Source organism: Geodermatophilus amargosae (assembly GCF_900116515.1).
GTDB classification, from domain to species: domain Bacteria; phylum Actinomycetota; class Actinomycetes; order Mycobacteriales; family Geodermatophilaceae; genus Geodermatophilus; species Geodermatophilus amargosae.
Genome location: NZ_FPBA01000013.1, coordinates 36,606 through 61,449, shown reverse-complemented (window position 1 = coordinate 61,449; position 24,844 = coordinate 36,606). Strand labels below are relative to the sequence as shown.

Here is a 24,844-nt window from a genome sequence, read left to right as displayed (position 1 = left end):
CTCAATGGCAGGGCGCTGGGAGTGCGTGACCCGGGTCACCCATGCTCGGACGGTCACCGTCGACCCGACCCGGGAGTGCAGATGAGCTTCGAGTACCTGATCGACCCGGAGAAGGGCCCGCAGTGGCAGGGCGTCCTGCCGGGCAAGCCGGTCCCCTACGTGCTCGAGCGCGGCGAGGGCGAGCACGCGATGCTCTTCGGCGACCTGTTCACCGTGCTGCTCTCCGGCGACGAGACGCAGAACCAGTTCGGGATCATCGTCAGCGACTCCCCCGCCGGCGACGTCATCCCGACGCACTCGCACAACGAGACCCACGAGACGTTCTTCGTCCTCGACGGGAAGGTGCGGCTCTTCTTCGAGGACGCCGAGGGCGCCAGGCAGTCCCGGCTGCTCACGCCCGGGGACTTCGGCTACGTGCCGGCCGGGTTCGCTCACGCCTACCAGATCGTCGAGGACGCCCGGATGATGGGCACCCTCTCCGGCGGCTTCGAGCGGTTCTTCCAGCACATGGGCCAGCCGACCGACCACCCGACGAAGGACCAGCCCCCCTTCATCCCCGACTTCCCGCGCATGCAGGCGGCCGCGCAGCAGCACAACATGCAGTTCATGCGCGACTTCGAGTGGCCCGAGCAGGCCTGAGTCCCGCGCTCCCCGACCGGGCGCGGCTCCTCGTGGAGCCGCGCCCGGCGCGCGTCCCGAGGAGGTCCCGCGTGCCCACCCCCGCCCTGCCGCTCCCGCCGCCGGCCCACGCCGCTCCCCTGCCGCCGGCCACCTCCGGCCCCGACGGCACCCGGCTCCTGACCGGCGTCCCGTACGCGGCGATCCCGGGTGTGCGCCCGCTGGAGCTGGACCTGTACCTGCCGGCCGGCGGGGGCCCCCACCCGGTCGCGCTCTTCCTGCACGGCGGCGGCTGGCGCCTGGGCAGCCGGCGCTCCGGCGGCCCCGCGTTCCCCGGCCGCAGCCTCTTCGAGCGGGTCGCGCAGGCCGGGATCGCCGTCGCCAGCGCCGACTACCGGCTCTCCGGCGAGGCGGTCTGGCCCGCGCAACTGCACGACACCAAGGCCGCCGTCCGCTGGCTGCGCGCGCGGGCGGGCGAGCTCGGGGTCGACGGCGACCGGATTGCCGCCTGGGGAGAGTCGGCCGGCGGGCACCTCGCCGAGCTGCTCGGCCTGGTCGCCGACCCGGCGCTGGAGGGCGACGTCGGCGTGACCGGCCCGTCGAGCGCCGTCGTGGCCGTGGCCGCCTGGTACGCGCCCAGCGACGTCGCGGCGGTCGCGACCGACACCGGCGCCGACCCGGCCGACGCGACCACCCGCGAGGCCCAGCTGCTCGGGGCGGCGCCGGCGACGGTCCCCGACGTCGCGGCGCAGGCCAGCCCGGTCGGCCACGTGCGCGGGGACGTCCCGCCGTTCCTGCTGCTGCACGGGCGGGCCGACCGGTTCGTCCCGTGCGTGCAGAGCGAGCGGCTGTCCGCCGCCCTGAGCGACGCCGGGGCCGACGTCGAGCTGCACACCTACGACGGCGCCGACCACATGTGGCTGGGCGCGCCCGAGGCGGCCGCCGACGCCCACGACCGGACCGTCGCGTTCCTGCGGGCTCACCTGCGCGCGGGCTGATCCGGAACCGTCCGGGGCCGTCTGCCGGTCAATGGCAACGGGGTGGGGCGGGGTGACCTGCGCCACCGATGCTCGACGTGTCCGGAAGCGGCCCCAGAAGCCCACCGGCCCGTCCAGCCTCCACCGCGATGGAGGCTCCTCCGGCACCGCAGTCCGACAGGAGTTCCCCGTGACCGAAGCGCACGTTCCCTCCCGGGTCCCGGCCCTCGTCGCCGGCGGCGGCCCCAGCGGGCTCGCCGCCGCCATCGAGCTGGGCCGGCGGGGCGTCGAGGTGCTCGTCGTCGAGCCCCGCACGGTCCTCGACCCGCTGCGCCCGCGCGCCAAGACGACCAGCGTCCGCACGATGGAGCACCTGCGCCGGTGGGGCCTGGCCGACCGGCTGCGCGCCGCGGCGCCGCTGCCCGTCGCGCACGCCCAGGACGTCGTCTTCTGCACCGGCCTGTTCGGCCACGAGATCACCCGCTTCCCCGAGGCGTTCGGCCTGTGGACCGAGCCGCGCCAGATCGCCGCGGAGGCCGGTCAGCAGGCGCCGCAGCCCGACGTCGAGGTCCTGCTGCGGGCGGCCGCCGCCGAGCTGCCGTCGGTCACGCTGCTGGTCGGCTCGCGGGTCACCGCCGTCGTCGACGGCCCGGACGAGGTGCGCGCCACCGTCGAGGGCCCGGACGGCGCGACCACCGACGTCGCCGCCGACTACCTGCTCGGCTGCGACGGCAGCGGCGGGATCTCGCGCCGCGCGATCGGCGCACGCTACGAGGGCTCCTCCGGAGCGCTGCCCAACCTCAGCGTCACCTTCCGCTCCCGGGCGCTGGAGGAGCGGCCGCTGTGCGCGCTCGGCGTCCACTACTGGGTGATCGGCACCGAGCGCGGCGGGCTCATGGGCCGCCTCGACCTCGACGGCACCTGGTGGGCGATCGTCCAGGGCGTCGACACGGTGTCCGAGGACGCCGACCCGGTGGCGCTGGTACGGGCGATGGTCGGCACAGACGCGAACGGCGACGACATCGACGTCGAGGTGCTGGCCACCGACCCGTGGCAGGCGCGGATGCTGCTGATCGACCGCTACCGCGGCGAACGGGTGTTCCTCGTGGGCGACTCGGCGCACCTCAACCCGCCGTGGGGCGGGCACGGGTTCAACACCTGTGTCGGCGACGCCGTGAACGTCGGCTGGAAGCTCGCCGCCGTCCTGCGGGGCTGGGCGCCGGCCGCGCTGCTGGACAGCTACCAGCCCGAGCGGCGCCCGGTGGCGCAGCGGACCATCGAGGCGGCCGGCAGCCAGGAGGCCTTCCTCGCCCCCGCCTTCACCGGCCGCGACCTCGACGACGACGGTCCGACCGGCTGGGAGCTGCGCGCGGCGCTGGCCGAGGCGCTGCAGGTCAAGGACCCCGAGTTCCACAGCCTGGGCCTGGTGCTCGGCTACGACTACCCCGACTCCCCCGTCGTCGTCCCGGACGGCCGCCCGGTGCCCGAGCCGGCGCTGGCCACCTTCACCCCGTCGGCCCACCCCGGCGCCCGGCTGCCGCACGCCTGGCTGGCCGATGGCGACTCGCTGTTCGACCGGCTCGGCCCCGAGCTCACCCTGCTGCGGCTGGACCGCGACGCCGACCCCGCGCCGCTGGCCGCCGAGGCGCAGCGGCGGGGCGTGCCCCTGACCGTGGTCGACCTGCCCGACGTCCCGGGACTGCGCGAGCTGCTCGGCGAGGACCTGGTGCTCGTGCGGCCCGACCAGCACGTGGCCTGGCGCGGCCCGGCCGTCGCCGATCCCGCCGCGCTGTTCGACCGCGTCCTCGGGACGGCGACCGTCGGCGCACCGGCGTCCCGGTGAGCACCCCGCTGCGCGTCGGCCTCGTCGGCGCCGGCCCGTGGGCGGGCATGGCGACCGCCCCGCTGCTCGCGGCCGGACCCGCGACCACGCTCACCGCGGTGTGGGCGCGGCGTCCCGACGCCGCCGCCGGGCTGGCCGGGCGGCACGGCGCGGTCGCCGCCGGCTCGTTCGAGGAACTGCTCGAGCGCTGCGACGCGGTCGCCTTCGCCGTCCCGCCGGACGTGCAGGCCGACCTCGCCGTCGGTGCCGCCCGGGCCGGCCGGCACCTGCTGCTGGAGAAGCCGCTCGCGACCACCGGAGCCGCCGCCGAGGCGCTGGCCGGCGCCGTGGACGCGGCCGGCGTCGTCTCCCAGCTGTGCCTGACCAACCGCTGGTCGACGGCGGTGCGGACCCTCCTCGAGGAGGTCGCCGGCACGACCGTGGACGCAGCGACGACGCAGTTCGTCAGCGGCGCGGCCCTGCCCGGCTCACCGTTCGCGACTCCCTGGCGCACCGCCGACAGCGCCCTGCTCGACGTCGGCCCGCACGCCCTCGACCTGCTGGTCGCGCTGGCCGGGCCGGTCGAGCGCGTGAGCGCCGCGATCGGGCCCGCCGGCGCCGTCCTGGTCACCACCCGGCACGCGGGCGGCGTGGCCGGCTCGGTGCTGCTGTCCACGACGACCCCCGGCGCCCGCGGCCCGTTGCGGGCCGAGGTGCTCACCGACGCCGGCCGTCTCGTGCTGACCGATCCCTCCGCCGAGCGCCCCGACGTCGTGGGCGGCCGCATGGTGGCCGACTTCGCCGCGGCCGTCGCCGCCGGCGTCCCCCCGGCCCTCGACGTCCACTCCGGCGTCCGGCTGCAGCGCCTGCTCGCCGCCGTCGCGCAGTCCCTGTCCGAGGGCACCGCCGTGCCCGTCCCGACCTCCCAGGAGACCCGATGACCACCACCTTCCCGGAGGGCTTCCTCTGGGGCTCCGCCACCGCCGCCCACCAGGTCGAGGGCGGCAACGTGAACAACGACCACTGGGAGATGGAGCACGCCGAGCACTCGCCGTTCCGCGAGCCCAGCGGCGACGCCTGCGACTCCTTCCACCGCTGGCCCGAGGACCTCGACCTCGTGGCCGGCGCCGGCCTGAACGCCTACCGGTTCAGCCTCGAGTGGAGCCGCATCGAGCCGGAGGAGGGCGAGGTCTCCCGCGCCGGGCTCGACCACTACCGCCGGATCGTCGACGGCTGCCGCGACCGCGGGCTGACCCCGGTGGTCACGCTCGTGCACTTCACGATGCCGCGCTGGCTGGTGCACGACGGCGGCTGGACCGGGGCGAAGACCGGCGACCGGATCGCCCGCTACACCGAGACCGTGCTGCCGGTGCTCGCCGACGCCGAGTACGTGGCCACGCTCAACGAGCCCAACCTCATGGCCGCGCAGCCGGTGATGGGCGCGATGGCGATGCGCGGCGAGGAGATCACGGGCCTCCCCCGCCCCGACCAGGAGGTCGCCGAGGCGCTGCTCGGCCTGCACGCCCGGTCGATGGAGGTGCTCCGCGGGAACGTCCGCAACGCCGGCATGACGCTGGTCGGCCGGGAGCACATCGCCGAGGAGGGCGGTGAGCAGCTCATGCAGGCCGAGCGCGCCGCCTTCGAGGACCAGTTCCTCGAGGCCGCCCGCGGCGACGACTTCGTCGGCCTGCAGGTCTACACCGCCGCACGCTTCGGCCCCGACGGGCTGGTCGCGCCGGCGCCGGAGGTGCAGACGCTCGCGCACGGCATGGAGCGCCGGCCGCAGGCCCTCGGTGCTGCCGTCTCGCGCGCCGCGGAGGTGCTGCCCGGCATGCCGCTGTTCGTCACCGAGAACGGCATCGCGACCGCCGACGACGACGACCGCATCCGCTTCACCACGGACGCGCTGACGTCCCTGGCCGCCGCGATCGCGGGCGGCGCCGACGTCCGCGGCTACCTGCACTGGTCGCTGCTGGACAACTTCGAGTGGATGCTCGGCTACCTGCCCACCTTCGGCCTGGTCGCCGTCGACCGGCAGACCTTCACCCGCACGCCCAAGCCGAGCCTCGCGTGGCTCGGCGAGGTGGCCCGCCGGAACGGGCTCGCCTGATGCGGGTCGTGGGGATCCGCCGGCCGGGTGCGGCCGGCGTCGAGGTCGCCGCGCTGTCCGACGACGGCGCGACGGTGACGGTGCTGGCGCCGCTGGAGGAGTTCTGGGCCGACGCCGCCACGCACCTGGGGCGTCCGGCCGACGGGGACCCCGTGCCCGTCGGCGACGTCGAGCTCGTCCCGCCGGTGCTGCCCGGCGCCCGGGTGGTGTGCATCGGGCTGAACTACCTCAGGCACGTGGCCGAGGGCTCCTTCGCCGGCGAGGGCGTGCCGCCGTACCCGACGCTGTTCGCCCGCTGGACACAGTCGCTGACCGTGGACGGCGCGGAGATCCCGGTGCCCGCCGACGAGGACGGCCTCGACTGGGAGGGCGAGGTGGTGGCCTACGTCGGCTCGCCGCTGGTCGACGCCACACCGGACGAGGCGCTGACCGCCGTCGTCGGGTACTCCACGTTCAACGACGTGACCTCGCGGCGGGCGCAGAAGCTCACGTCGCAGTGGATCCTCGGCAAGAACGGCGACCGCTCCGGCCCGCTCGGGCCGCTGGTCCCGGCCGGGGAGGTCGGCGACCTGCGCGACGGCCTGCGGGTGCGGACCCGGGTCAACGGCGAGACCGTCCAGGACGGCCGGACCGACGAGATGGTCTATCCCGTCGGCGAGACGCTCTCGCTGATCAGCCGCACCTTCACGCTGCGGCCGGGCGACCTGCTGGCCACCGGCACGCCGTCCGGCGTCGGCTACGCCCGCACGCCCCCGTGGCTCCTGCAGCCCGGCGACGTCGTCGAGGTGGAGGTCGAGCGGCTCGGGGTGCTGCGCAACACGGTCGTCGGGAACGAGGCGCGCCGTGGCCGGTGAGTTCCGGCACTACCTCTTCCCGCACGACCACCCGCGGCTGGCCGGGGTCCGCGGGATGGACCCCTACGCCTACCGCGAGCACGCCCGGACGCCGGGGACGTTCACCGGCGGCCTGGTCGAGGGCTGGACGCCGCTGTACCTCGCGCCGTTCCGCGGGGTCACCGAGGACGGCACCCTCCGCGAGGGGCTGCACCCGCTGACGCCGGCCGGGCCCGGCGAGGAGGCGCCGGTCGCCGCGATGGTGGCCGCCGCCGAGGCGCTGCTCGGCCTGCTGACGCCCGAGGACCGCGCGCGGGTCTGCTTCCCCGTCGACGCGCCCGAGTGGCAGACCTGGGCCAACCCCGAGTTCATGCAGTTCGACACCGGGCTGCGCCTGGAGTTCCAGCCGCCGGAGGTGCGGGAGGCGGCGCTGTCGCTGGTGCGCGCGTCGCTGTCGCCCGAGGGCGCCGGCCTGGTGCACGCCGCGATGCTGGTCAACGGCTTCCTCGGCGACGTCGTCGACCTGCCCACCGTGCTCGGCGACTGGAGCTACAACGTCGCGGTCTACGGCACCCCCGACCTGCGCGCCCCGTGGGGCTGGCAGCTCTACGGCCACCACTGCGCGGTCAACGTGCTGGTGGTCGAGGGCCGCATGGTCGTCTCGCCGGTGTTCGTGGGCGCCGAGCCCGACGAGATCGACGAGGGCCCGCACGCCGGCGTCGCCGACCTCTTCGCCGACCGCATCGAGGCCGGTCTCGCCGTGATGGCCGCGCTGACCGGCGAGCAGCGCGCCGTGGCCACCGTGTACGCCCAGGTGGTCGACCCGGCGATGCCGCCCGGCCGCGTGCACCCCGGCGACGAGCGGCACCTGGCCGGCGCGTTCCAGGACAACCGCGTGATCCCGGTCGAGGGCGTGCGCCTGTCGGAGGTGTCGGCGGAGGCGCGGGCCCGCGTGCTCGACGTCGTCGCGACGTTCGTCCGGCTGCTGCCGGAGGGGCCGCGCGCGGCGCGGATGCGCGAGGTCGAGGCGCACCTGGACGAGACGTGGTTCTCCTGGATCGGCGGGCACGCGCCCGGCGACGTCTTCTACTACCGCGTGCAGTCGCCGGTGGTGATCGCCGAGCTCGACCACCACTGCGGCGTCTTCCTCGACTACGACACCCCCAAGCCCTTCCACGTGCACACGGTGCTGCGCACCCCGCACGGCAACGACTACGGCCGCGCCTGGGTCAGGGAGTGGCAGTCTCGCCACGCGTGATCAGGTGAGCCGATCGTGCCGCGTCCTGGCTCACCGTCGGTGGTGAGCCAGGACGCGCCGCGGTGAGCCAGGACGCTGCTAGAGGCCCTGCGCCAGCCGGTGGTAGGCCGCGCTCCAGCGCAGCTCCTTGGTCAGCGACCGGCGGGTGGTGTCGGCGTCGATGAGCACGAGCTCGGTGCCGAACACCTCGGCGAGGTCGGTGAGCTCGTCGGCGCCGAGCTGGGTGGACAGCACCGTGTGGTGCGGGCCGCCGGCGGTCAGCCAGCCCTCGGTCGCCGTCGGGAAGTCCGGCCGCGGCTGCCACACCGCCCGGGCCACCGGCAGGTTGGGCAGCTCCTCGTCAGGCTCGACGAGGTCGATCTCGTTGGCCACCCAGCGGAACCGGTCCCCGAGGTCGCACCACCCGACGACGACGCCCTCGCCGGGTGCGGCGGTGAACACCAGCCGCGCGGGGTCCTCGCGGCCGCCGATCGACAGCGGGTGCACCTCCACCCGGGGGCGCCCGCCGGCGATCGTCGGGCAGACCTCGAGCATGTGGGCGCCGAGCACGCGCGGTGTCCCGGTGAGGTCGTAGGTGTAGTCCTCCATGAACGACGTCCCGCCCGGCAGCCCGGCACCGGCCACCTTGAGCGTGCGCAGCAGGACCGACGTCTTCCAGTCCCCCTCGCCGCCGAAGCCGTAGCCGTCGGCCATCAGCCGCTGGACGGCCAGGCCGGGGAGCTGGCGCAGCCCGCCGAGGTCCTCGAAGTTGGTGGTGAACGCGCCGAAGCCGCCGTCCTCCAGGAACGTGCGCAGGGCGGCCTCGAGGCGCGCCTGGTAGCGGACGGACTCGTGCTGCGGCCCGTCCGGGCGGGCGCCGTCGGAGAGGTCGTAGAGGTCGCCGTACTCCTCCACGAGGGCGTCGACGGCCTTGTCCTCCACCGCCTCGACGACGGCGACGAGGTCGTTGACGCCCCAGGTGTTCACCGAGACGCCGAAGCGGATCTCCGCCTCGACCTTGTCGCCCTCGGTCACGGCCACGTCGCGCATGTTGTCGCCGAAGCGGGCGAGCTTCAGCGACCGCACGGCGGTGGCCGCCGCCGCCGCCCGCGCCCACGAGCCGACGCGGCCCCGCACCCGCGGGTCGGACACGTGCCCGGCCACCGTCGTCCGCGGCATGCGCAGCCGGGTGAGGACGAACCCGTACTCGCGGTCGCCGTGCGCGGCCTGGTTGAGGTTCATGAAGTCCATGTCGATCGTCGCCCACGGCAGGGCGGCGTCGGCCTGGGTGTGCAGGTGCAGCAGCGGCTTGCGCAGCGCGTCGAGTCCGGAGATCCACATCTTCGCCGGGCTGAAGGTGTGCATCCAGGTGACGACGCCGACGCAGGACGGGTCCTCGTTGGCCTCGCCCATCGTCCGGCGGATCGCCCCGGCGTCGGTCAGCACGGGCTTCCAGACCACTCGCACCGGGACCTCGCCGGCCTCGTCGAGCGCCTCGGCCACCCGCTGCGACTGCTCGGCGACCTGCAGCAGCGTGTCCTCGCCGTACAGCCCCTGGCTGCCGGTCAGGAACCACACCTCGTGCTGGGCGTACGGGTCTGCGACCACGGGGCTGCCCCTCCTCACTGTCCGTAGACGTTCTGGTAGCGCGCGTACAGCGCGTCGACGTGTTCCTGGGCGATCGGGACGGGCTCGCCGAGCTGGCGGGACAGGTGCACCGTCCGCGCCACGTCCTCGGCCATGACGGCGGCCTTGACCGCGGCCCGGGCCGACGGGCCGACGGTGAAGACGCCGTGGTTGCGCATGAGCACCGCCGGCGAGCGGGACCCGCGGAGCGTGGCGACGATCCCCCGCCCGATCGAGTCGTCGCCGATCAGCGCGAACGGCCCGACCGGGATCGGCCCGCCGAACTCGTCGGCCATCGCGGTCAGCACGCAGGGGATCTCCTCGGCGCGCGCCGCCCACGCCGTCGCGTACGGGCTGTGCGTGTGCACCTGGCCGGCGACCTCGGGCATGGACCGGTAGACGAAGGCGTGCGCGTCGGTGTCGCTGGAGGGCTTGCACGCCCCGTCTACGACGCCGCCGTCGAGGTCGCAGACGGTGACGCCCTCCCAGGACAGCTCGTCGTAGGAGACGCCGCTGCCCTTGATGAGGAACAGGTCTTCGCCGGGGACCCGCTCGGAGACGTTGCCCGACGTCCAGGTCACCAGCCCGTAGCGGGTCAGCTCGGCGTGCAGGCGGGCCACGTGGCCGCGCTGCTCGCGGTGCGTGCCGCGCTCGGTCAGGGTGGCGGTCATCGGAGTTCTCCTCGCTGGGCGGGGCTGACGTGGTCGACGGCGGCCCGCTCGACCGGGAGCGCGGCGACGTAGCGCTGCATGAACGCGTCGAATCCGGCGACGTCGACCGGGTCCGGCTCGACTGTCCGCACGTCCGCGCCGGTGAAGACCGTGGTCTCCAGGTAGTCCGCCAGGCTCCGTTCCGGAGAGCGACTGCCGGCGAAGGCAGCCAGGACGGCGATGCCCCAGGCGCCTCCCTCGCCGGCGACGTCACCGACGGAGACCGGGGTGTCGATGGCGGCGGCCAAGAAGCGTTGCGCGACGCCCTCGGTCTTGAAGAGGCCGCCGTGAGCGAACATGCGGTCGAGCCGCACGCCCTCGGCTTGCTGCAGGACGTCCATGCCGATCCGGAGCGTGGCCAGGGACGAGTACAGGAGGGTCCGTACGAAGGTGCCGAGTTCCAGCCGGCTGTACGGGGACCGCAGGAAGAGTGGCCGGCCCTCCTCGAGCCCGGTGATCGGCTCGCCGGAGAGGTAGTTGTAGGCCAGCATCCCGCCGCCGTCACTGGCACCACCGAGAGCCCCGGTGAACAGGATCTCGAAGATCGCCGACGGGTCCGCCTGGGACCCCAGAGCCCGGGCGAACTCGGTGAACAGCCCGGCCCAGGCCTCCAGCTCGCTGGCCCCGTTGTTGCAGTGCACCATGGCCACCGGGTCGCCAGCCGGTGTGGTGACCAGGTCCAGTTCGCGGTGCACCCCGGCGAGCTCGTGCTCCAGCACGACCATGGCGAAGATGCTGGTACCGGCGGAGACGTTGCCGGTGCGCGGAGCGACCGAGTTGGTGGCGACCATCCCGGTGCCCGCGTCACCCTCGGGCGGGCAGAGCGGGATGCCGGGGCGCAACCGCCCGGTCGGGTCGAGCAGCTTCGCGCCGGCATCGGTGAGCTCGCCGCCCTGATGGCCGGCGAACTCGATCCTGGGGAGCAGATCGGCGAGGGTCAGGTCCACCCCCGCCTCGGCAGCCAGCTGGTCGAACCGGGCCAGCATCACGGCGTCGTACCCGCGGGTGCCGTCGTCGATGGGGAACATGCCGCTGGCATCACCGATGCCGAGGACCTTCTCGCCGGTGAGCTTCCAGTGCACGTAGCCGGCCAGGGTCGTCAGGTGGTCCAGGCGACCGACGTGCTCCTCGCCGTCCAACATCGCTTGATAGAGGTGCGCGACGCTCCACCGGTGCGGGATGTTGATGCCGAACTCGGCACTGAGCCGCTCTGCCGACCGTCCCGTGCTCGTGTTGCGCCACGTGCGGAACGGCGTGAGCAACTCACCGTCGGCGTCGAATGCGAGGTAACCGTGCATCATCGCCGACACGCCCAGGGCCCCGACCGTGGACAGGTCGACCCCATGACGCCGCTGCACGTCCTCGGCCAGAGCCGCGAAGCTCTGCTGCACCCCGGTCCAGACGTCGTCCAGCGCATACGTCCAGAGCCGGTCCACGAGCTGGTTCTCCCAGTCGTGGCTGCCGACCCCGAGCGGAGCGTGGTCCGGCCCGATCAACACCGCCTTGATCCGTGTCGACCCGAGCTCGATCCCCAGGGCCGTGCGACCGCCGGTGATCGCTGCGCCGGCGTTCTCCGACATCGGTCCTCCTGCTCTGCGGTGGCCGGTCGGGCCGCCGCCGTGTGCGGGTCGCGGGTGCCGCGCCCGGTGGGTCTCGGAGATGCGGGTCGGTCCGCCGCGGGACGCGGCGGGAGGAACACCCGGCCGGTGCGGCGAGGTGTCGGCGGAGGGCTCTAGGGCCGGGAGCCGGGCGGCGGGGCGGTCGAGGCGCGAACCACCAGGGCCGCCGGGACGACGACGGCGTCGTCGCCCGACGTCCCCGCCGGGTCCTCGATGCGGCGCAGCAGCAGGTCCACGCAGCGCCGTCCCACCTCGGCGAAGTCCTGCCGCACGGTGGTGAGCGGAGGACGCAGGTACTCCGCCTCGGCGATGTCGTCGAAGCCCACCACGCTGACGTCCTCGGGGATCCGGACCCCGCCCTCGGCCAGCGCACGGATCATGCCCAGCGCCATGTGGTCGTTGCCGACGAAGACGCCGGTCACCGGCACGCCCGCGGCCAGGAGGGACAGGCCGGCCTCGTAGCCCGAGCGGGCGCTCCAGTCACCGGGCAGGACCGTGTCGGCGGGCAGCCCGGCGGCCGCGAGGGTCTGCTGCCAGCCCTGCAGCCGGGCGGCGGCCTCGATCCAGTCCTCGCGGCCGGACACGTGCCCGATGCGGCGGTGGCCGAGGTCGACGAGGTGCCGGGTGGCCTGCACCGCGCCCCCCACCTGGTCGATGACCACGGAGGTGATGCCCGGCGCGGCACCGCCCTCGACGGCGACCGCGGGCAGGTCGGTGGGGAGGCCGGCCATCACCCGGACGGCCGAGCGCTGCGGCGCCAGGACGACGACCCCGGACACCGAGTGCTCCCGGAGCCGCTCGACGGCGTCGCTGAACCCCTGCTCCGACAGGTCGGGGACGGTGGCCACGTGCACGTGGTAGCCGCGCTCGCGGGCCGCCTGCTCCAGGCTGAACAGGGTGCTGGCCGGTCCGTAGAGGCCGGTGTCGAAGGCGACGACGCCGATCGTGTCGGTGCGGCGGGTGACCAGCGCCCGAACGGTGAGGTTGCGGCGGTAGCCCAGCTTCTCCATGGCCGCGTGCACCCGGGTGCGGGTCTCCTCGGCCACGTGCGGGTGGTCGTTGAGGACCCGGGAGACGGTCTGCGCCGACACCCCGGCCAGCCGGGCGACGTCGGCCATGACGGCCGGGCGGTTGCCCGCTTGGCTCCTCGGCCGCCCGCTCACGGCCGCCGATCCTGTCAGGCCGCGGTGCGTCCCGCGGCCCGTGCCGTCGAGGGGCGGGGACCCCAGGGCCGTCACGACGCCGTCCCGCTGCGCCGCCCGGTGACCCGCTGGAGGACGACGAACACGAGCAGCAGGACGCCGACCGTGATCTTGGTCCACCAGGAGTTCAGCCCGCCGTCGAAGTCGATGAGCGCCTTGATCGTGCCGAGGACCAGCACCCCCAGCAGCGAGCCGAGGACCAGTCCGCGCCCGCCGACGAGCACCGTGCCGCCGATGACGACCGCGGCGATGGCGTCCAGCTCCAGCCCGATGCCGTGCAGGCTCCAGCCGGAGAGGATGTAGACGCTGAACAGCAGGCCGCCCAGGGCGGAGCAGAAGCCGCTGATCACGTAGACGCCGACCTTCGTCCGGCCGACGGCCAGTCCCATGAGGGCGGCGGAGGACTCGCTGCCCCCGATCGCGTAGACCGTGCGCCCGAACCGGGTCCGGTGCAGGACGTAGGCGGCCACCGCGACCACGACGAGGGCGAGGACCGCGCCGTAGGACAGGAACGTCCCGCCGGGCAGCTCGACGACGTTGATGGCCACGGCGGTGAACCAGTCGTCCTGGATGGGGATCGACGGCCCGCTGATGGCGAAGCAGATGCCGCGGGCGAGGAACATGCCGGCGAGGGTGACGATGAACGGCTGCAGCTGGAGCCCGTGGATGGCCAGGCCCATCAGCCAGCCGAGCAGCGCGCCGGTCGCCAGCACGACGGCGATGACTACCGGCGCCGGCCAGCCGGCCTGCAGCAGCCTCGCCGCCATCACCGTGCCCAGGGCGACCACCGCGCCGGAGGACAGGTCGATGCCGCCGGTGAGGATCACGAAGGTCATCCCGACCGCCAGCACGATCAGGTAGGCGTTGTCGACGAGCAGGTTGAGCGCCACCTGCGGGTAGCCGAAGTTCTCGTAGCGGATGCTGCCTGCGCCGAAGAGGACCACGAGCAGCACGGCGGTCACGAGCACGGAGAAGGTGCTCGAGCCCGTGCTGGTGCTGCGCAGCCAGCCGCGGACGGCGCCCTGCCACCCCGCGCGGGACGCCGCGGACCGCGGCGTCCCGCCCGGCGGGGCGGGTACCTGCTCCTCGGGGGGCCGGGTGTCGGAGACGGTCATCGGAGGACCTCCTGCTGGGGCGACCGGCCGGGGACGGTGCCGGGGACCGTGGCCGGTGAGGCGGCGGGAGCCTCGTCGGGCGGGGCGGACGCGGCGACCGGGCCGGGACCGCCGTCCGGGGCGGCGGCGGGCGGGGCCGGGTCCCTGCGGCGCCTGCGGCCCAGCGCCGCGCGCACCCGCGGCGCCTGCAGCAGGAACACCATGATGATGACCACGGCCTTGAACAGCCGGATGTACTCGTCGGGCAGGCCCATCGTGAGCACCGTCGTCGTCAGCGTCTGCAGGATCAGCGCGCCGATGACCGTGCCGGTCAGCGAGTAGCGCCCGCCGGCCAGGGAGGTGCCGCCGATGACGACGGCGAGGATCGCGTCGAGCTCGATGAACAGCCCGGCCCGGTTCGCGTCGGCGGCGCTGACGTTGGCGGTCACCATCAGGCCGGCCACCGCCGCCACGAGGGCGATGAAGACGTAGACGGTGAAGGTGATGCTGCGCGCCCGGACGCCGGCCAGCCGGGCCGCGGCCGGGTTGACGCCGACGGCCTCGATGAGCACGCCGAGCGCGGTGCGCCGGGTGAGCACGGCGACGAGCAGCAGCACCAGCCCCGTGATCACGATCTGGACCGGTACCCCCGCGAGGTAGCCGCCGCCGAGCCAGTCGAACACCGGGTTCTCGGCGGTGACGATGTTGCCGTCGGTGATCAGCATGGCGATGCCGCGGCCGGCGGTCATCAGCACCAGCGTCGCGATGATCGGCTGGATCCCGACCACCGAGACGAGGAAGCCGTTCCACGCCCCGAGCACCAGGCCCGCGGCGAGGGCGACCCCGATGGCGAGTGCGGCCGTGCCGCCCGAGGACGGGTCGTCGGCGCCCTCGACGATCGTGAAGGCGACCGAGCCGGAGATGGCGAGGACCGCGCCCACCGAGAGGTCGATGCCGCGGGTGGCGATCACGAGCGTCATGCCGACCGCGATGAGCAGCACCGGCGCGACGTTCTTGACGACGTTCACCAGGTTGCCGAACAGGTGGCCGTCCTGGAAGCGCAGGGCGAAGAAGCCGGGGTTGGCGACCAGGTTGAACAGCAGCAGCACGGCGAGGGCGGCGACCGCCCACAGGACCGGTGAGCGGCGGGCACGGGCGACGAGGCCGTCGGCCGGTCGCCGCGCGGCGGGATCGGAGGCGGGTCGGTCAGTCACGGGCGTTCCCCCGGGCGATGAGGTCGACGACGCCGTCGAGCGTGGCGTCGGAGGCGTCGAGGTCGGCCACCTTGTGGTGGTCGCGCAGCACCACGACGGAGTCGCAGATGCGCAGGACCTCCTCCAGCTCCGCGGACACGAAGAGCACCGACATGCCCTCGCTCGCGAGCCGGGCGACGAGCTCCTGGATCTGCGCCTTGGCGCCGATGTCGATCCCGCGGGTCGGCTCGTCGAGCAGCAGCAGCCGCGGCTCGGTGAGCAGCCAGCGCGCGAGCAGCACCTTCTGCTGGTTGCCGCCGGAGAGGTTGCGCAGCAGCGCACCGGGGTCGGCCGGCCGGATGTCGAGGGCCTTGACGTACCGGGCGACCATCTCGTCGCCGGCCCGCCGCGGGATGGGCCGGAGCCAGCCGCGCCGGGCCTGCAGCGCGAGGAGCACGTTGTCGCGGACGGTGAGGTCCCCGACCACGCCCTCGCCCTTGCGGTCCTCGGACAGGAACGCGATGCCCCGGGCGATGGCGGTACGCGGGGTGCGCAGGCGCACCGGCTTCCCGTCCACCTCCACCCGCCCGCTCGTGGCCCGGTCCGCGCCGAAGAGCAGCCGGGTGAGCTCGGTGCGGCCCGAGCCGAGCAGCCCGGCCAGGCCGACCACCCGCCCGGCGTGCACCTCGACGTCGGCGGGCTCGATGGCGCCCTTGCGGCCGAGACCCGACGCCGCCAGCCGCGGCACTGCCCCGGCCTCGACGGGCCGGGTCCCGGCGCGCTCGAGGTCCTCCAGCGTCGCCAGCTCGCGGCCGATCATGGCGCGCACCAGCTGGGTGCGCGGGAGCTCCGCGGTGCGGTACTCCCCCACCAGCCGGCCGTTGCGCAGCACGGTCATCCGGTCGCTGATCTCGTAGACCTGCTCGAGGAAGTGCGAGACGAAGAGGATCGCCACGCCGCGGTCCCGCAGCGACCGCACGACGCGGAACAGCTCGGCGACCTCGCCGGCGTCGAGGCTCGAGGTGGGCTCGTCGAGGACGAGCACCCGGGCGTCGATGTCGACGGCGCGGGCGATGGCGACGAGCTGCTGGACGGCGATCGGGTGCGAGTCGAGGACCGACCGCGGGTCGATGTCGAGGTGCAGCTCCTGCAGGACCCGCTGGGCCCGCCGGCGCGAGGCGCGCTTGTCGATCTGCCCGGCGCGCCGGGGCTCACGGCCGAGGACGATGTTCTCGGTGACCGTGAGGTTCGGGCAGAGGTTGACCTCCTGGTACACGGTGCTGATCCCGGCCGCCTGGGCGTCGGCGGGGGTCGTGAACCGCTGCTCGGCGCCGCCGAGGGTCACCGTGCCGGCGTCGTAGGCGTAGACCCCCGTCAGCGCCTTGATGAGCGTCGACTTGCCGGCCCCGTTCTCGCCCATGAGGGCGTGCACCTCACCGGGGAACAGGCGCAGGGAGACGTCGTCGAGCGCCTTGACGCCCGGGAACTGGATGGTGATGCCGGTCATCGCGACGACCGGGTCCGAGGGGGGCGGTGCAGCGGCCGGGTCGGCCGGCACCGCGGTGCTGGGAGCTGGGGACACGGGAGGCCTCTCGGGAGGGAGGACCCACCGCCCGTCCCGGGGACGGCGCACCTGGGGACGGAGCACCCGGGACGGGCGGAGGGGACGGAAGCCGCGGCCGGCTCCCGCGTGCGGATCAGTACTTCCGGTCCGGGAGGACCTCGGCGGCCTGCTCCTGCGTGAAGGTGGTCTCCTCGGTGACCACCCGCTCGGGGACCTCCTCGCCGTCGAGCACCTGCTGGGCGAGGTCCATCAGCTGGTCACCCAGCAGCGGGTTGCACTCGACGATGAAGTTGATCTTCCCGTCGGCCAGCGCCTGCATGCCGTCGCGGACCGCGTCCACCGTGATGATCTGGATGTCCTGACCGGGGACCTTGCCGGCCGCCTCGATCGCCTCGATCGCGCCGAGCCCCATGTCGTCGTTGTGCGCGTACACGGCGTTGATCTCCGGGTTGGAGTTGAGCATCGCCTCCATGACCTCGCGCCCGCCGGTGCGGGTGAAGTCACCGGACTGCGAGGCCACGACGGTCAGGTTGGGGCTGCCGGCGATGGCCTCGGCGAAGCCCTCCTGGCGGTCGATGGCCGGCGCGGCGCCGGTGGTGCCCTGCAGCTCGGCGATGTTCCACTGCGCGCCGGTCGAGGCCCAGTTCTCCACGGCCCACTCGCCGGCCTTCCTGCCCTCCTCGATGAAGTCCGACCCGAGGAAGGTGACGAAGAGGTCCTCCTGCTCGGTCTCCACCGAGCGGTCGGTGAGGATCACCGGGATGTTCGCGCGCTTGGCCTCGAGCAGGACGGCGTCCCAGCCGGTCTCGACCACGGGGCTGAAGGCGATGATGTCGACCCGCTGCTGGATGAAGGAGCGGATCGCCGAGATCTGGTTCTCCTGCTCGCCCTGGGCGTCGGAGAACTGCAGGTCGATGCCCGCCGCCTCGGCCGAGCTCTGGATGGACTCGGTGTTGGCGGTGCGCCAGCCGCTCTCGGCGCCGACCTGGGCGAAGCCCATGGTGATCGTGTCGTCCCCGCCGCCACCGCCACCGCTGCCGCCGTCACCGGAGCCGCCGCAGGCCGCCAGGCCCAGGGCCGCGACCGACGCCGTGACGGCGGCGAGGAGCTTGTTCCTGATCAACGTCTGCCTCCTGTGAGTTCCTGCCGGCCCGTCCTGGCCGGTGTCGTGGTGCTCCCAGGGCGACCACCGCTGACTGGTCCCCGGACGCGCTCTCGGGCGGCTCGTCCTGTGGGCCCGGCGACGCTGCTGGGCGTGATGCGGGACACTGTGAACGCAAACATATGGTCGCGTCAAGTGGCTCCGCAGCGAATGGGGCGCCAGTCATCCATGCGTGGGTGGTCGTCGCCTGATGCGCCGGATCACAGCCTGTTAACGTTCTCAGCCGACTGGCGTGGCGCCCTGGCCCTCGAGGCGGAGGAGGTGGACGCCGCGCACCCGGACGAGGACGCGCAGCAGCGCACGGACGACCAGGTGAGCTGATCGTGCCGTGTCCCGGCTCACCGTCGGCGGCGAGCCAGGACGCACTCCGGTGAGCGGCCCCGTCCCGGGTCCCGCCCTGAGCGTGCGAGGGGCGGAGAGGACGGGGCCCTTCTTCAGCCCTCGGACTGGGGGGCGTCCGTCTGCACGCGCGGGTGTCCGTCTCCGGACGGGAGGGCGTCCGTCTCCGAACGGGGCTCGTCGTCCGGCGGCCGGGGGTTCTCCACCTGCGGGTGCGGGTCGTCGCCGCGGTCGCGTGCGCGACCGGCCCCGGGCAGGCCCGACACCACCTGGTGCAGGTCGTCCATCAGCTCGAGCAGCGCGTGCAGGTCCGTCGGCACCCGCCCCAGGTCGGCGGTGGTCGGCAGGTGACCCGAGTCGAGCCCGCGCAGCAGCCGCGGGATCTGGTCGGTGAGCGCCGCGAGGTCGGCGGCCCGCTGCTCGGTGAGCAGCGCGGGCAGGCGGCCGAGCAGCGTGCCCAGCGCGCGGGTCGCGTCGTCGTCGAGCTCGCGGCCCAGCCGGGTGAGCAGCCCGAGGACGGCGTCCACCTGCTCCTCGCCGAGCGCCTCCTCGAGGCGGTCGAGGCGCTCGTCGGACAGCAGTCGGTCGACCCGGGCGCCGACACGGGCCAGGCGCTCGTCGTCGAGCAGCCCGACACCGCGCTCCACCAGCCGCGGGACACGCTCGTCGGCGAGCAGGTCGTCGAGCCGGACGAGCAGTCGCTGCACCCGCTCGTCGGCGGCCAGGTCGAGCAGCGTGCGCACCCGCTCGTCGGCGGCCAGGTCGAGGGCCTGCTCCACGCGGTCGCCGGTCAGGAGGTCCAGGGTCCGGTCGACCCGGTCGCCGGTCAGGAGGTCCAGGGTCCGGTCGACCCGCTCGTCGGTCAGGACGTCGAGGGTGCGGTCGACCCGGTCGCCGGTGACGAGCTCGAGGGCCCGCACGACCCGGTCGTCCCCCGCGAGGTCGAGGGCGCGCTCGACGCGCTCGTCGGCCAGGTGGTCGAGCACCCGCTCGACCCGGGTCAGCAGGTCGGTCGACAGCAGCCGGTCGAGACCGTCCGCGATCCCGTCCAGCCGGCCCGGGGTCAGCAGGCCGGAGGACAGCAGGCCGTCGACGGCGTCGAGGGCCCGCGGCACGACGTCGGCCCGCGACCGCAGGGTGTCCACGGTCCGGGTGACCGCCTCGACCCGCTCCGGCGACAGCGCGGTGCCGATCCGGTCGACGAGGGTGCCCAGGGCCGCGATCCGCTCCGGGGTCATGACGGCGGCGAAGCGCCGCATGACGTCCGAGGCCGCCTCCACGGCCTCCGGGCCCACCGCGACCACTCGGGCCACCGCGGGACCGGCGCCGTCGAGCAGGGCACGGGTCCGGCGGAGCACGTCGTCGGCGAGTGGCAGCAGGCCCTCGGCGCGGGGCAGCGCCGCGCCCAGGGTGCGGACGGACTCGGCGAGCGTCCAGGGCAGGTCGAGGAGGTCCGAGGGACCGGGCAGGCGCACGGGCGGTACCTACCCGCGCGGCCGCCGGTGACTCACCGGTCCCGGTACGCCCGCGCCTCGGCGGCGTCCCAGGCGGCGGCCGACCCCGTGGGCCGGTACTCGACCGGCTGCTGGGTGGTGCGCAGCAGCCGGCGCATCTCCCCCAGTCCGCCCTCGAGCGCGCCGAGGGCCCGGGCCTGAACCAGCGCGTTGCCCAGCGCCGCGGCCTCCACCGGCCCGGCCAGCACCGGCCGCCCGCAGGCGTCCGCGGTGAGCTGGCACAGCAGCGCGTTGCGCGCTCCCCCGCCGACCAGGTGGACGACGTCGACCTCGCGGCCCGAGAGCTCCTCCGCCGTCCGCACCGTGCGCCGGTAGGCCAGCGCGAGGCTGTCGACGATGCAGCGCACCGTCTCGGCCTGGCTCTGCGGCGGCGTCTGCCCCGTCTCGGCACACACCTGCGCGATGCGGGCGGGCACGTCGCCGGGCGGGAGGAAGCGCGCGTCGTCGACGTCGACCACCGCCGTGAAGGCCGGCACCCGCGCGGCGGCGGCGAGCAGGTCGGGGAGGTCGGCCGGCAGCCCGTGCGCGGCCCAGGTGCGCAGCGACTCCTGCAGCAGCCACAGGCCCATGACGTTGTGCAGGTAGCGCACGGTGCCGTCGACGCCGAGCTCGTTGGTGAAGCCGGCGGCCCGCCCGGCCTCACCGAGCACCGGCTCCTCCATCTCGACGCCGACCAGCGACCACGTGCCGCAGGAGATGTAGGCGAACCGGTCCCCGCGCGCCGGGACGCCGACGACCGCCGACGCGGTGTCGTGCGACCCGACCGCGATCACCCGCACGTCGCCCAGGCCGGTCTCGGCGCGGACGTCGGCGGTGAGCCGGCCGATCTCGTCACCGGGCTGCACGAGCGCCGGGAGCAGGTCGCGCGGCAGGTCCAGCCGGTCGAGCAGTCCGGTCGCCCACTGCCGCGTCGTCGCGTCGAGCAGGCCGGTGGTGGAGGCGTTGGTGACCTCCGCGACCCGCGCCCCGGTCAGCCAGTACGCCAGCAGGTCGGGGACGAGCAGCGCCTGGCACGCCGCGGTGAACCGCGCGGTCCCCCGCATGGCGGCCAGCTGGAACACCGTGTTGAACGGCAGGTGCTGCAGGCCGTTGACGCGGTACAGCTCGTCGGGCGGGACGAGCGCGTGCACCTGCGGCACCGCCGTCTCGTGCCGGGCGTCGCGGTAGTGCACCGGGTTGCCCAGCAGCGCGCCGTCGGCGTCGAGCAGGCCGACGTCGACCGCCCAGCTGTCGATGCCGATGCCGTCGATGCCCCGGCCGTCGGCCTCGTGGCCGGCGGCGCGCAGCCCGTCGAGCACCCCGGCATAGAGGCCGAGGACGTCCCAGTGCAGCGTCCCCGCCGTCCGCACCGGCCGGTTGGGGAAGCGGTGGACCTCGGTGAGGTCCAGCCGCCCGGGGCCGACCCTCGCGACCATCACCCGGCCGCTGGAGGCGCCCAGGTCGACCGCCGCGAGGGCCAGCTCCCGGCTCATCGCAGGAAGGCGGCCGCGACGCCGGAGTCGACCGGGACGTGCAGGCCGGTGGTGCGCGACAGCTCCCCGCCGGTGAGGGCGAAGACGGCGTCGGCGACGTGCTCGGGCAGCACCTCGCGCTTGAGCAGCGTCCGCTGGGCGTAGAACTGGCCCAGCTCCTCCTCCGGCACCCCGTAGACCGCGGCGCGCTTGGCGCCCCAGCCGCCGGCGAAGATGCCCGACCCGCGGACGACGCCGTCGGGGTTGATGCCGTTGACCCGGATCTGGTGCTCGCCCAGTTCGGCGGCCAGCAGGCGGACCTGGTGCGCCTGGTCCGCCTTGGTCGAGGAGTACGCGATGTTGCTCGGGCCGGCGAAGACCGCGTTCTTCGAGGAGATGTAGACGACGTCGCCCCCCATCCCCTGCTCGATCATGATCCGGGCCGCCTCGCGGGAGACGAGGAAGCTGCCCTTGGCCATGACGTCGTGCTGCAGGTCCCAGTCCTGCTCGGTGGTCTCCAGCAGCGGCTTGGAGATCGACAGGCCGGCGTTGTTGACCACCAGGTCGACGCCGCCGAAGGCCAGCACGGCCGCGCGGAAGGCCTCGGCCACCGCCTCGGCGTCGGAGACGTCGGCGGCCACGCCGATCGCGACGTCGGCGTTGCCGATGCCCGCCGCGGCGTCGGTCGCCTTGGCCAGGTCGAGGTCGGCGACGACGACGCAGGCGCCCTCGCTCGCCAGCCGCTCGGCGATGGCCTTGCCGATCCCGCTCGCCGCGCCGGTCACCAGGGCCACCCGCGATGCCAGCGGCTTGGGCTCGGGCATCCGCTGGAGCTTGGCCTCCTCCAGCGCCCAGTACTCGATGCGGAACTTCTCGCTCTCGTCGATCGGCGCGTAGGTGCTCACCGACTCGGCGCCGCGCATGACGTTGACGGCGTTGACGTAGAACTCGCCGGCCACGCGCGCGGTCTGCTTGTTGGCGCCGAAGCTGAACATGCCCACACCGGGCACCAGCACGATCGCCGGGTCCGCGCCGCGCATCGCGGGCGAGTCGGGCGTGGCGTGCCGCTCGTAGTAGGCCGCGTACTCGGCGCGGTACTCCTCGTGGAGCTCCTTCAGCCGCGCGACGACGTCCTCGACCGGCGCCGACGCCGGCAGGTCGACGACCATCGGGCGGACCTTGGTGCGCAGGAAGTGGTCGGGGCAGGAGGTGCCCAGCGCGGCGAGGCGCTGCAGCTCCTCGCGGGACAGGAACTCCAGGACGACGTCGGAGTCGGTGAGGTGCCCGACCTGCGGCCGGTCCGTCGACGCCAGGCCGCGGATGACCGGCGCCAGGACGGCGGCCCGGTGCCGGCGCTCGGCCGGCGGCAGCGCCTCGAAGCCGGGGACGACGGCGCCGAACGGCTCGGCCTTCCCCTTCTCCGCGAGGAAACGCTCGGCGGTGCGGATGATCTCGAGAGAGTTGGCCTCGGCCTCCTCGCTGGTGGCGCCCCACGCGGTGATGCCGTGGCCGCCGAGGATGCAGCCGACGGCCTGCGGGTTCTTCTCCTTGATCGCGGCGATGTCGAGGCCCAGCTGGAAGCCCGGACGGCGCCACGGCACCCACACGACGCGGTCGCCGAAGCACTCGCGGGTCAGCGCCTCGCCGTCGGCCGCCGTCGCCAGGGCGATGCCGGAGTCGGGGTGCAGGTGGTCCACGTGCGCGGCGTCGACCAGGCCGTGCATCGCGGTGTCGATCGACGGCGCAGCGCCGCCGCGGCCGTGCAGGCAGAAGTCGAACGCGGCGACCATCTCGTCCTCGCGCTCGACGCCCGGGTAGACGTCGACCAGCGAGCGCAGCCGGTCCAGCCGCAGCACGGCCAGGCCCGCCTCCGCGAGCGTGCCGAGGTCGCCGCCGGAACCCTTGACCCAGAGCAGCTCGACGGGCCGCCCGGTGACCGGGTCGGTCTCGGTGCCCTTGGCGGAGGTGTTGCCGCCGGCGTAGTTGGTGTTGCGCGGGTCGGCGCCCAGCCGGTTGCTCCGGCTCAGCAGCTCACTGACCACGGGGTTCGTCACGGGGGGTGGTTCCTTCCGGTGGTGGCAGAAATGGCCATTTCTGCCGGAGGGGAGGGTGTGCACCTGCGCGGGAGTGCACGGGAGGTTCGGGAGGACTAGGCGCCCCAGCTCGCCTGGGTGCCGCCGATGCGCTCGCGGGCGATGCGCTCCTGGTGGCCCGAGCGGGCGTAGGCGGCGTACGGGTCGGCGTCCAGGCCCTTCGACTCCCGGAGCTCGGCGAGCAGCGGGCGGACGTCGGTGGAGAAGGCGTCGGTCAGTGCACCGTGCGCGGCGAGCACGTCACCGCCGGCCTGCGCGGCGGCCAGTGCCTCGCGGTCGACCAGCAGCGCCTTCGCCGTCGCCTCCTGCACGTTCAGCACCGAGCGGATCTGGCCGGGGATCTTCGGCTCGATGTTGTGGCACTGGTCGAGCATGAAGTTGACGCCGGAATCGGGCCGCAGCGCGTCGGCGGCGACTATCTCGTTCATGATCCGGAACAGCTGGAACGGGTCGGCCGAGCCGACGATCAGGTCGTCGTCGCCGTAGTAGCGCGAGTTGAAGTCGAACGCGCCGAGCCGGCCGACCCGCAGCAGCTGCATGACGATGAACTCGATGTTGGTGCCCGGCGCGTGGTGGCCGGTGTCGAGCACGACCGTCGCCTGGTCGCCGAGAGCCAGGCAGTGCAGCAGCGAGGTGCCCCAGTCGGGGATGTCCATCGCGTAGAAGTACGGCTCGTAGAACTTGTACTCGAGCAGCAGCCGCATGCCCGGCTCGAGCATCGCGTAGACCTGCTGCAGCGAGTCCGCGAGCCGGTCCTGCCGGGCGCGCAGGTCGTCCTGGCCGGCGTAGTTCGTGCCGTCGGGCAGCCACAGCTTCAGGTCGGTGGAGCCGGTGGCGCGCATGACGTCGACGCACTGCGCGTGGTGGGCGATCGCCTTGTCCCGGACCGACTCGTCCGGGTGGGTCAGGGACCCGAGCCGGTAGTCGTCGTCCTGGAACAGGTTGGAGTTGATCGCGCCGATGGAGACGCCGAGGTCGGCGGCGCGCGCCGCCAGCTTGGAGAAGTCGTCGACGAGGTCCCACGGGATGTGCAGCGACACCCGCGGCGCGGCGCCGGTGTAGCGGTGCACCTGGGCGGCGTCCTCGATCTTCTCGAACGGGTCGCGGGCGACACCGGGCTGGCCGAAGACCTTGAAGCGGGTGCCGGAGTTGCCGAACGCCCACGAGGGCAGCTCGATGGTCTGCTCGGCCAGCGCGGCGAGGGCACGGGCGCGGAGGTCGGTCACGGTCGGTCTCCTGTCGGTGAGGTGCTGGGACGGCCCCCGTGCAGGGGCCCACCGCGAGCCTGCGAGCGGTGGGGCACGGGGGTCCTTCATCCGAGCGCCGTGAGCTGGGCGTCGAGGTCGAAGACGAGCGGCAGTTCGGATTTGCCGGAGCCGTCGCCGGAGACGAAGAAGGGCGCCATGGAGGCCTCCCAGCGGGCGCTCACGTCGGTGGCGTCCACGGCGGCCTGGGCGGCGGCGAGGTCGTCGGTCTCCACGACGCCGACGAGCAGGCCGTCGTCGCGGAGGTAGAGCTGGTAGTCCCGCCAGCCTGCGTCGCGCAGGGCGCGCAGCATCTCCGGCCAGACGGCGGCGTGCCGCTCGCGGTACTCGGCCAGGCGGTCGGGGCGGACCTGGAGGGTGAAGCAGGCGCGGGGCACGAGGGGGTCCTCAGCGGCGGGGTGGGCGGGGACGGTGT

The 24,844-nt window shown here is 74.2% G+C and carries 20 protein-coding genes; 7 read left to right on the top strand and 13 right to left on the bottom strand.

Going from position 1 to position 24,844, the window contains the following annotated elements; translation table 11 throughout:
* Window positions 1–81 precede the first annotated feature (81 nt).
* From BM414_RS16950 to BM414_RS16920, 7 genes are all read left to right on the top strand, one after another.
* Entirely contained in the window at window positions 82–639 is a 558-nt protein-coding gene (locus BM414_RS16950) for a quercetin 2,3-dioxygenase (RefSeq protein WP_093581145.1), read from the top strand.
* A gap of 71 nt (window positions 640–710) precedes the next feature.
* The gene (locus BM414_RS16945; protein ID WP_093581143.1) at window positions 711–1,616 is read left to right on the top strand and encodes an alpha/beta hydrolase; all 906 of its coding nucleotides are present in this window, start codon (window positions 711–713) and stop codon (window positions 1,614–1,616) included.
* A gap of 169 nt (window positions 1,617–1,785) precedes the next feature.
* Window positions 1,786–3,438 (top strand): FAD-dependent monooxygenase, encoded by a 1,653-nt coding sequence (locus BM414_RS16940; RefSeq protein ID WP_245784786.1) that lies wholly within the window; start codon window positions 1,786–1,788, stop codon window positions 3,436–3,438.
* On the top strand, window positions 3,435–4,358 hold the full coding sequence (locus BM414_RS16935) for a Gfo/Idh/MocA family protein (protein WP_217644774.1): 924 nt from the start codon (window positions 3,435–3,437) through the stop codon (window positions 4,356–4,358). Before BM414_RS16940 ends, BM414_RS16935 begins: the two co-directional genes overlap by 4 nt.
* Window positions 4,355–5,527, top strand: a complete 1,173-nt coding sequence (locus tag BM414_RS16930; RefSeq protein WP_093581139.1) for a glycoside hydrolase family 1 protein — start codon at window positions 4,355–4,357, stop codon at window positions 5,525–5,527. The genes BM414_RS16935 and BM414_RS16930 overlap by 4 nt, the downstream gene beginning before the upstream one ends.
* Window positions 5,527–6,381, top strand: coding sequence for a fumarylacetoacetate hydrolase family protein (locus tag BM414_RS16925; protein ID WP_093581137.1), 855 nt, complete (start codon window positions 5,527–5,529; stop codon window positions 6,379–6,381). The genes BM414_RS16930 and BM414_RS16925 overlap by 1 nt, the downstream gene beginning before the upstream one ends.
* The gene (locus BM414_RS16920; protein WP_093581135.1) at window positions 6,371–7,618 is read left to right on the top strand and encodes a DUF3500 domain-containing protein; all 1,248 of its coding nucleotides are present in this window, start codon (window positions 6,371–6,373) and stop codon (window positions 7,616–7,618) included. The genes BM414_RS16925 and BM414_RS16920 overlap by 11 nt, the downstream gene beginning before the upstream one ends.
* 78 nt (window positions 7,619–7,696) lie before the next feature.
* On the opposite strand, the gene araA is transcribed toward BM414_RS16920, so the two are convergent.
* From araA to BM414_RS16850, 13 genes are all read right to left on the bottom strand, one after another.
* Window positions 7,697–9,205, bottom strand: a complete 1,509-nt coding sequence (gene araA, locus BM414_RS16915) for an L-arabinose isomerase (protein ID WP_093581133.1) — start codon at window positions 9,203–9,205, stop codon at window positions 7,697–7,699.
* Window positions 9,206–9,219: 14 nt separating this feature from the next.
* Window positions 9,220–9,894, bottom strand: coding sequence for an L-ribulose-5-phosphate 4-epimerase (locus BM414_RS16910; RefSeq protein WP_093581131.1), 675 nt, complete (start codon window positions 9,892–9,894; stop codon window positions 9,220–9,222).
* Entirely contained in the window at window positions 9,891–11,513 is a 1,623-nt protein-coding gene (locus BM414_RS16905; protein ID WP_093581129.1) for a xylulokinase, read from the bottom strand. The genes BM414_RS16910 and BM414_RS16905 overlap by 4 nt, the downstream gene beginning before the upstream one ends.
* A gap of 152 nt (window positions 11,514–11,665) precedes the next feature.
* Window positions 11,666–12,715, bottom strand: a complete 1,050-nt coding sequence (locus BM414_RS16900) for a LacI family DNA-binding transcriptional regulator (RefSeq protein ID WP_245784785.1) — start codon at window positions 12,713–12,715, stop codon at window positions 11,666–11,668.
* Window positions 12,716–12,786: 71 nt separating this feature from the next.
* Entirely contained in the window at window positions 12,787–13,869 is a 1,083-nt protein-coding gene (yjfF, locus tag BM414_RS16895; RefSeq protein WP_093581125.1) for a galactofuranose ABC transporter, permease protein YjfF, read from the bottom strand.
* On the bottom strand, window positions 13,866–15,062 hold the full coding sequence (locus BM414_RS16890; protein ID WP_093581123.1) for an ABC transporter permease: 1,197 nt from the start codon (window positions 15,060–15,062) through the stop codon (window positions 13,866–13,868). Before BM414_RS16890 ends, yjfF begins: the two co-directional genes overlap by 4 nt.
* Window positions 15,055–16,548: a sugar ABC transporter ATP-binding protein gene (locus BM414_RS16885; RefSeq protein ID WP_093581278.1), complete on the bottom strand. Its 1,494-nt coding sequence runs from the start codon at window positions 16,546–16,548 to the stop codon at window positions 15,055–15,057. The genes BM414_RS16890 and BM414_RS16885 overlap by 8 nt, the downstream gene beginning before the upstream one ends.
* A gap of 190 nt (window positions 16,549–16,738) precedes the next feature.
* Window positions 16,739–17,728, bottom strand: a complete 990-nt coding sequence (locus tag BM414_RS16880; protein WP_217644773.1) for an ABC transporter substrate-binding protein — start codon at window positions 17,726–17,728, stop codon at window positions 16,739–16,741.
* A gap of 473 nt (window positions 17,729–18,201) precedes the next feature.
* The gene (locus BM414_RS16870) at window positions 18,202–19,581 is read right to left on the bottom strand and encodes a DUF445 domain-containing protein (protein WP_093581119.1); all 1,380 of its coding nucleotides are present in this window, start codon (window positions 19,579–19,581) and stop codon (window positions 18,202–18,204) included.
* Between the two features lie 32 nt (window positions 19,582–19,613).
* Window positions 19,614–21,092, bottom strand: a complete 1,479-nt coding sequence (locus BM414_RS16865) for a rhamnulokinase (RefSeq protein WP_093581117.1) — start codon at window positions 21,090–21,092, stop codon at window positions 19,614–19,616.
* Window positions 21,089–23,125 carry a bifunctional aldolase/short-chain dehydrogenase gene (locus BM414_RS16860; RefSeq protein WP_093581115.1) on the bottom strand — a complete coding sequence of 679 codons (2,037 nt, stop codon included), beginning with the start codon at window positions 23,123–23,125 and terminating at the stop codon, window positions 21,089–21,091. Before BM414_RS16860 ends, BM414_RS16865 begins: the two co-directional genes overlap by 4 nt.
* Before the next feature lie 95 nt (window positions 23,126–23,220).
* On the bottom strand, window positions 23,221–24,390 hold the full coding sequence (gene rhaI / locus BM414_RS16855; RefSeq protein WP_217644772.1) for an L-rhamnose isomerase: 1,170 nt from the start codon (window positions 24,388–24,390) through the stop codon (window positions 23,221–23,223).
* An 86-nt stretch (window positions 24,391–24,476) separates the two neighbouring features.
* Window positions 24,477–24,806, bottom strand: a complete 330-nt coding sequence (locus BM414_RS16850) for an L-rhamnose mutarotase (RefSeq protein WP_093581111.1) — start codon at window positions 24,804–24,806, stop codon at window positions 24,477–24,479.
* Window positions 24,807–24,844: the final 38 nt, after the last annotated feature.